The following is an 8,193-nucleotide window of genomic DNA, read 5'->3' as shown; positions in this document are numbered from 1 at the left end:
GGCCGCTGTAATGCAGGGAGGCCACGATGCCCATGGAAGAGAGCAGGAAGAGGAGGCCCGCCGCCAGGTCTTTCGAGGTTGCCGTGAAGCTCATGTCGGTCCCGTCGAAGCTCCCCTTGCCGAGGAAATATCCCCTGAGGAAGGTTTTCTTCAGGTCGTCGGAGACATTGAATGCGATGTCGGGGACCTGCCTTGAAGGGGTCTTTCCCTCGAAGCCGAAAGCTAGCCTGAAAAGGGAGGACAGGACCGAACTTGAGGCTTCGAGTTCCCCGGGATGATGCCACTGGAGGTCCAGCCCGAAAACCTTGCGGAATCGGCCCTGGATCTCTTCCTTCAGGGGTCCGTGGTCGGATCCTAGGGATAACCGGATGTTCCCCACCTCGTCCAGGCCGCCCACGGCGGTGAAAAATCCCAGAACGGTCATGAGATCCTCGTCGATCGGAACATGCCTCGGCAAGCCTTCGGTGGCGAAATCTTCGGGCGTAAGGGCGGTCGCTGCCGGGAGGTCGAGATCCTGGACCGATCTCCCACCCAGGTTTATGGAGCGGGGAGCGACGAGCAGGTCTCCGGGGGCGATCTCGCTCCCCTTTTTCAGGCTGGCCTTCCCATCGTTGCAGACGAAAACACTGTGGGACGAAGTGACCCTTACGTTCCGCCCATAGGCGGTTCTTATCTCGTAAAGAGGCTCTTCGATGGGGTGACGGATGACTTTTTTCAGCGGCCGGAACCGGGTGACCTGCGTGTCGAGATCAAAGCACAGGACCTGGTAGCCGTCGGGGCGCAGGGCGCCATCGATGACTTGGTCGATGAATTTCCCGATATGAACCTGCTTCACCATCCCGAGAGGATCCTTGACAAGGGTGGGTTCTTCCCCGTCGACGCTCATTACGAAAACCTTGTTGTACCTGATGGCCTCTACATTGAAGTCGTCGCCCACGCCGGCCCCGAGGGCCTGGATTATGGTGCGTATCTCCTGGTTGTCCAGTGCCTTGTCGATGCGGGCCTTCTCGACATTGAGGATCTTCCCCCGCAGTGGAAGTATGGCCTGGAAGTTGCGGTCCCGTCCCTGCTTGGCGGAACCGCCCGCCGAGTCCCCCTCGACGATGAAGATCTCGCATTCCTCGGGGTTGCGGCTGGAGCAGTCCGCCAGTTTGCCCGGTAGGTCGAGCCCCGCGAGGGCCGTCTTGCGCCGCACCAGTTCCCTCGCCTTCTTGGCGGCCTCCCTGGCGAGCCTGGCTTTGACGGCTTTCTCGACGACGGGCTTAAGGATGTCGGGCCGTTCGTCGATCTCGGCCATCAGGCCGTCGTAGAAAAGGGAGTCCACGATGCCCCTGATCTCGCCGTTGCCCAGCTTGGTCTTGGTCTGTCCCTCGAACTGGGGCTCGGGGAGTTTCACCGATATGACGGCCGTAAGGCCCTCCTTCAGGTCGTCGCCGGTCAGGTTGGGGTCCTTTTCCCTGATGACCTTGTTCCTCCGGGCCGATTCGTTTATGGCCCGCGTCAGCGCCGACCGGAAGCCCGATACGTGGGTGCCGCCCTCGATGGTGTTGATGAGGTTGGCGAAGGCGAAGACCCTTTCCAGGTAACTGTCGTTGTACTGGATCCCTATCTCCACGGTGACGCCCTCGCGCTCGCCGGAGATGACGATGGGCGGCGAGTAAAGGGGGTTCTTGCCGCGGTTAAGATATTCCACGAAGGAGGATATGCCTCCCTCGTAGTGGAAGGTCTTTTCCTTTTCGGAGATTTCGTCCTTCAGCTCGATGGAGAGGCCCGGATTGAGGAAGGCCATCTCCCTGAACCGGCCTGCCAGGGTTTCCCAGGAAAATTCGATCTCTTCGAAGATAGCGGGATCGGGCATGAATTCAATCAGGGTGCCGTTTTTCTTCGTGGGCTCGCCGCAGCAGAGGTCCGTGACGGGCCTGCCCTGGCGGTAGGACTGCCTCCACTCCTTGCCTTCGCGCCAGACGGTCAGGTTGAGCCACTCCGCCAGGGCGTTGACCACCGACACCCCAACGCCGTGGAGGCCTCCGCTGACCTGGTAGGACTTCTTGTCGAACTTCCCGCCGGCGTGGAGGGTAGTGAGCACCACCTCCGCGGCGGGTCTTCCCGTCTGGGGGTGAGGGTCGGTGGGGATCCCCCGGCCGTTGTCTTCCACGGAGACGTGGCCGTCGCTATGCACTTTCACGGCTATGGTGGAACACCACCCGGCCATCGCCTCGTCGATGGCGTTGTCGACCACCTCGTAGACGATATGGTGAAGGCCCCTGGGGCCGGTATCGCCGATATACATGCTCGGCCTTCGCCGGACCGCTTCCAGTCCTTCGAGGATCTGTATGTCCTTCGCGGTGTACTGGCTGGAAGCCGAAGCTGAAGCTGGTGTCATAGATCTATTCCTCCCTGGCGCAAGGAACGCGCCAATTCTTTTCCTTCTTCCACGAAACGGGCCGATCTCCTGGCAAGGGTCGGCGGGGTGAAACCCGTCGCCATCACAGAGCCATCCCTAAGGAGCACGGCAGTCTCGTCTTCGAACCTGACTAGGGCAAGAACTCTGCCCAGGTGCACCATCATGTTTTCCTCTAGGAGAAGAAACACCAAAGGGGGTCCCTCCTGGAAGGGGATTGTAATAACCCTACTATTATATACCAAAAAGGGGGTGTTCTCAGGGGAGAAGAAGCCCTTCCAGGACCTCTCCCGACGGGATACAGAGCACTCCGATGGCCTCGAGTTCACCGATGCCCCCTTCGTCAAGCAGGGAAATAGCGTCGGTCACCGCGACGATGCGGAAGTCCCTCTCGCTGGCCTCGTAGATGGTGGCCCGGGGGCAGTTGGGATAGTTGGATCCCGTGATCACGAGGGTGTTCACTCCCAATTTTCGAAGGTGCTCTTCCAGGGGAGTCCTATAAAAGGCTCCGAAGCGGGGTTTGTAGATGACCCACTCGGTTTCGCCGATCTCCTGCGCCCGTCCGGCGAGGAGCAGTTCATGATCTAGGAGGACCGACGGGTGGGGGAGCAGTTCGAGGACGATCTGGCTTGACTCCGACCCGGGGAGAAGGAGCGGTTTCCCCGAGATAATCCTGGACCTCCTGCAGAGGTCGGCGTTGCTCCCGTCGGGGAGGTAGAGCCGGACGACATGGATGACGGGCTTCCCGACCTTTCTGAAAGCCCGGGCGACCGCAGCGGCAGCCGGGACGGCCGAAGCGTTCTCCGGTCTTTCCGAGGGGAAACCGGGCTGGAACTCCCGTTGAACGTCGATGGTGAGCAGGGCCATTCTCGATGGATCGGGCCTGGTCCATTCGTCCAGGGTGATCGCCTCCTCGTCCAGATGATACCATGGCGGCAGAAAGAGACGATTTAGGCCAAGTAAAAGAGTAAGGGAGCATAAATCAATACTGACCTTAATTGCCAGAAAAAAAGCCCCCGCAGGGCGAGGGCTCGGAAGTTGACTGACCTGGAGGTGGAATCAGGCGCTGGCGACCTCCCTGAGAACTTCAAGTACCTTCGCGGCGTGACCGGCGGCCCTTACGCTTTTCCAGGTTTTGGCCACCTCGCCCCGGGGCGACACCAGGACGGTGCTCCTTGCCACTCCCAGGGATTCCTTGCCGTACATTTTTTTAATCCGCCAGGCCCCATAGGGTTCAAGGACCTTCTTTTCGGGGTCACTGAGGAGTAGGACCGTCAAGTTGTGCTTGCCGATGAATCGGGCGTGGCTTTCACAGGTGTCGGGACTTATGCCGATGACAACGGCCCCGAGGTTTTTGAAATTTTCCTCCAGGGCGGAGAATTCGAGGGCCTCCAGGGTACAGCCACTCGTGTTGTCCTTGGGATAAAAGTAGAGAACCACCCATTTGCCGGAGAATTCATCTAGGCACCGTTCCCTGCTCGTGCTGTCCTTCAGGCAGAAGGCCGGAGCCTTTGTTCCTTCCTCGACCATGATCTTTCCCTCCTTAATCGCCCCTCGGGGGCAGGTGCTTTTGAGGATCCTGGTGCTTACCGTCTATGACCACCTCGAAGTGGAGATGGGGTCCCGTGGTCCTCCCCGTCCTGCCCACCTTTCCGATGACCTGCCCCGCCGATATCTTGTCGCCGGCCTTGCAGAGCATGGCCTCGCAGTGGGAGTAACGGGTCATCACCCCATTGCCGTGTTCGATGAGGATGGACTTCCCGAAGCCTCTTCGCGTGGCGGCTCTCGCGACGGTCCCGGAAGCCGCCGCGCGGATGGGCGTGCCCCTCGGGGCCGATATATCAATGCCGCAATGGAATTTGCCACGCCTTGGGCCGAAGGGCGAAAAAACCACGCCATCGACGGGCCAGGAGAGTTGGGGGAGGGTGCTTGCAGCCGCCTCGGCTGCCGATCCCCTCGCCAGCGCAAGGAGGCCTTCGAAACCGGGATATTCCGAGACGAATTTTTCTTTCCGTGGCGGGCCGGGTGATGAAGCGATCGGTGCCGACCGGTCCTCCTCGGCGAGATAAAGATCGACGGTGGTCTTTCCTTTGCGCCTGGCCCGCACCTCGGCCAGGGTCTCGAGCATAAACCCGTCGCTTCGGGGTACCAGCAGGGTCTGTTCCCCGGGGGGGACGACGTCGCCCCCGAGCTCGTTGGCCCAGCTGATGCAGGAACTATCGACGCAGTACTGCCCCGCTATGGAGTCCAGGGTTTCGCCCTGCCGGACCTGGTGCTCCGTCCAGGGGAGTTCCTTCGCCGCCAGTGGAGAGCAGGCCGCCGGCAGCAGCATGATGGCTAACACCAAGGTGGCTCGGCCAAGCCCCATGGGATGGTCATCCCTCCCTGTTGCCGTCCAGGATAGGTACGGGAAAATAATATCACAAGAGCCATTCCTGTTACCTCCGCCTCAGGAGGCATTCACCCTTCCAGGGGCACAGGGGGCAGCTCTCCAGGGAGGGGCCGAAGGGTCCGGCGACACCCTGGTGAGCCGCGGCGGCTATATCTTTTTCAAGGGCCTCCCAGGAGAGCGAATTCCTTTCCACCGGGATCTCCCGGGTTTCCTTCAGCGAGACGAGGGCCAGGTCCAGCGGCGATCCGCCGAAGTGCTTCCTCGCCGCGAGGGCGTAAAAGAGCAACTGGTACCGGTAGAGTTCCTGCGGGGCGTTTTCTATGCTGCCTATCTTGTAATCCCTTATGAAGATCCTTTCGCCCTCCCTCCAGATGACATCGATGACTCCCACCATGAGGGCGCCCTTTTCGAGCCTTATCCTGAAGGGGACCTCCTTCCGCGCGTCGTCCGCACTCCTGATCCTTTCGGCCAGCGGCGAGGCGGCGAAACGCTCCAGCCAGTCCATCAGCGGGGCCCTTTTCGAGGGGTCGACCCAGGCCGGTCTCAGATCCGCCGGGAGGACATTCCCCAAACTTGCCCCTTCCCGGAGGGGATCGTAGAGCGAGAGCGTCTCGGGGCGGAGGTCCCATCTTCGCAGTATCCAGTGAGCCAGGCTCCCCAGGTCCGCCCCTCCCGTGCCTTCGGAGGGCATCTCCCAGGAGATGTCCACGCCCTGCCTCTGCCTCATCCTGAAGGCGAAGGGGCAAAACCTGAGGAGGGCGTAGGCTGTGGCGCTTATCTTCTCCAGGATGCCACCCTCTTCGGGCGGTAGAGCGATCCTCTCCCCCTTTTTGGCCGGGGTCTTCTTCCTTGGCGGGGGGGGATCTCCGGCGGGCGGCTTCGCGGGGAGCAACTCGGTTCCTTCGCTTTTAGCCCAGTCCTGCACGATCTCGAGCCACGAATACTTCTTCGGAAGGAGGTCTCCTTCTTCGGACCATTTGGAGGCCCCGCAGAGAATCAGTGAATCCTTGGCCCTGGTGCAGGCCACGTAAAGAAGCCTCTGCTTTTCCTCCCAGGTTTCGCGGGTTTCTAAGAGATCGTGGATGGCCCCTCCGAGGACCTCTTCCGCCCCGTCCTCTTTCCAGCCTTCCGGCAGGGCCGTGGCGGCGATGCCCAGGTGGGTGGAGGGTATGAGCCTCTGTCCCTGCTTCCTGGTCCGTTGGGCCTGTTCCAGGCCCGTCACGGCCACAACGGGGAACTCGAGCCCCTTGGCGGAATGCACCGTCATGACCCTCACCATGTCGTCGTCCTCGCCGAGGGTATCGGCCTCCTTGGTCTCGATACCCTTGCGGGTCATGTCGCGGAGATAGGCGGCGCAGCCCGCGAGGCTCATTCCCAGGCCGGCCTCGTATTCCCGGGCCAGGTCGATGGCCTTGCGGAGGTTGGCCGCCACCCTGGGCCGCATCCATCCCTGGCACGAGAGCATGACCGAATCGTCGTCGAGCAGTGAGGCGAGGGGGCGGGATGGACCCGCGGCGAGACCTTCCCTCCGAAGCCTTTCAAACAGCGAAGCTTCCCGGGGATGCTCTTCGGACAGGAGGGTGAAGAGGTCGCACCCGTCCGACCGAGATCGGGCGATGAGTCGGGCCGACGCTTGAGGTGAGAGGCCGCTCAGGGGAGAGGCGAGGAAGGATGCCATGGCCAGGGTATCACCGGGATCGGCCAGTGCCTCAAGGAGCCTGACGGCGTCCCTGACCTCGCCCCTTCCGAAGTAGTTCCGGTTGCCCTCGAAGTAGGTGGGTATGTCCCTTTCGTCGAGGAAGACCTGTTCGATCTGGTCATAGGAGGTCCTCGAAGGCACCAGCACGGCGAAATCACGGAAACGGACGGGTCGGGGGGCGAAGGAGCCCTTGCCGTCGCTATCCCAAAGAGTGGCACCCGAGTCCACGGCCTCAACGATCCTGTCGGCCAGGATGCGCATCGTAGCCAGGCGGATTTCTCCGATTCCTGGCTTTTGCGGCAGCGCCTCCCCTCCGGTGATGAGGATTTCAAAGGGTTTAAGGGTAATCTCCTGGCGCTTCGGCCACCAATCCCGCAATTGCGGCGGGTCCAGCCGGGAGAACTCCTTCTTAATGGTACTGGCCACGCCGTCCTTCCAGGCGCGGCTAAAGAGGCTGTTGACGGAGTCCATCACGGCCTGCCTCGATCGGAAGGTCACGTTGAGGTCCACCAGGGATTCGGAGTCGTTGCGGACCTCCTTTATCCTTCGCCAGAAGATTTCCGGTTCGGCATGGCGGAAGCGGTAAATGGACTGTTGGAGGTCGCCCACCAGGAAGAGGCTGCCCCCGTCCTTGGGCGTCAGGGCCGAGAGCAGTTTGTCCTGCAGCGAGTTGGTGTCCTGGAACTCGTCGACGATGACGTGGAGAAATTTGCCCGGAAGGGATGGCTCCGCCGTCACGACCTCCAGGGCGCGGCTGATCATGTCGTCAAAGGATAGGGTTCCCCCGGCGGACTTGGCGGACCGGAACAGTTCCCAGCAGAGGGCGACGATCCTGAGCAGGAGCGCTCGCAGTTCCGTCTCACCGGGAGGTACATCTTCGTCGATCCACCGTGCCGCCCGGGACCAGGCCTTGCGGCCGTCCCTGTAATCCTTCAGGCTTTCGCCGGTGGTGCTCATAGCGAGCTCCTGGACATCGTTCTTGCCTTTGCCCCCCGAGAGCTTTCCCAGCAGGCCCTCTCCCAGGAGATCTTTTATGAATCGTGGCAGGTCTCCGTCGCCAGGTTCCTCGCTCCAGGCTTCCATGAAAGCCGCCGCCCTGGCGCCGAATATTGTAGCGTCGTCCCGGAACCTTTCCAGCCCCCCGGCCCCGGGGAGAATTTCTTCCATCCAGTCCTTCCAGGCCTGGCGCCACCCCAGGGTATACTCTTCCCGGAGCCTGCGGGAGAGCTCCCTGTCCCTTTCGGGAAGATCGTCGGCCCACTTCCAGAGGTCCTCGGGGTCGAGGTTCCTGCTCTCGAACAGGGGGATGGCGGAAGCCGCCGCGTCGACGATGTCGCCGGCGCCGAAGGTATCGACCAGGTCGGAGATCCGTTTCGACGAGAAAATGTCCCTAGCCCTCTGGCGCCACTTTCCGGAGAGCGTTTCGACCAGGTGGTCCGTTTCCTCGCGGTCGATGGATCTCTCCAGGCGCTGCCAGAAGGAGTTCTCCTCGGGGGGCGTGATAAGCCTTATGCCGGGGTCCACGTCGACCGAGAGGCCGGACTCCCTCAGGATCCTCATCGAGAAGGCGTGGATGGTGGAGATATAGGCTTCATCCAGGCGGGAGAGGGCATCGACCATCCGCTCGGAGAGGGAGGGGATCTCATCCCTGACCTCCTCCATGAGCCTGCGGATCCTCTCGCGCATTTCCAGGGCGGCCTT

General features: G+C 61.7%; 6 protein-coding genes. All 6 read right to left on the bottom strand.

From position 1 onward, the window contains the following. Positions 1-2,383: DNA gyrase subunit B (locus GX108_08255; GenBank protein NLO57013.1), on the bottom strand; the 2,383-nt coding region annotated here is incomplete at its 3' end. Continuing rightward, positions 2,380-2,592 (bottom strand): hypothetical protein, encoded by a 213-nt coding sequence (locus GX108_08250; GenBank protein ID NLO57012.1) that lies wholly within the window; start codon positions 2,590-2,592, stop codon positions 2,380-2,382. The genes GX108_08250 and GX108_08255, both read right to left, overlap by 4 nt. Before the next feature lie 67 nt (positions 2,593-2,659). Next, complete coding sequence (locus GX108_08245) at positions 2,660-3,268, bottom strand: cysteine hydrolase (protein ID NLO57011.1); 609 nt, start codon at positions 3,266-3,268, stop codon at positions 2,660-2,662. 192 nt (positions 3,269-3,460) lie between these two features. Further along, entirely contained in the window at positions 3,461-3,931 is a 471-nt protein-coding gene (locus GX108_08240) for a peroxiredoxin (protein ID NLO57010.1), read from the bottom strand. Positions 3,932-3,944: 13 nt separating this feature from the next. Next, positions 3,945-4,769, bottom strand: a complete 825-nt coding sequence (locus tag GX108_08235) for a LysM peptidoglycan-binding domain-containing M23 family metallopeptidase (protein ID NLO57009.1) — start codon at positions 4,767-4,769, stop codon at positions 3,945-3,947. A 70-nt stretch (positions 4,770-4,839) separates the two neighbouring features. After that, the coding region (locus tag GX108_08230) for a UvrD-helicase domain-containing protein (protein NLO57008.1) at positions 4,840-8,193 on the bottom strand (3,354 nt) is incomplete at its 5' end.

The sequence above is a fragment of the Thermovirga sp. genome (assembly GCA_012523215.1).
Lineage (GTDB): Bacteria > Synergistota > Synergistia > Synergistales > Thermovirgaceae > 58-81.
The sequence above is the reverse complement of the archived record's forward strand: the minus strand, read 5'-3'. Positions and strand labels throughout refer to the sequence as shown.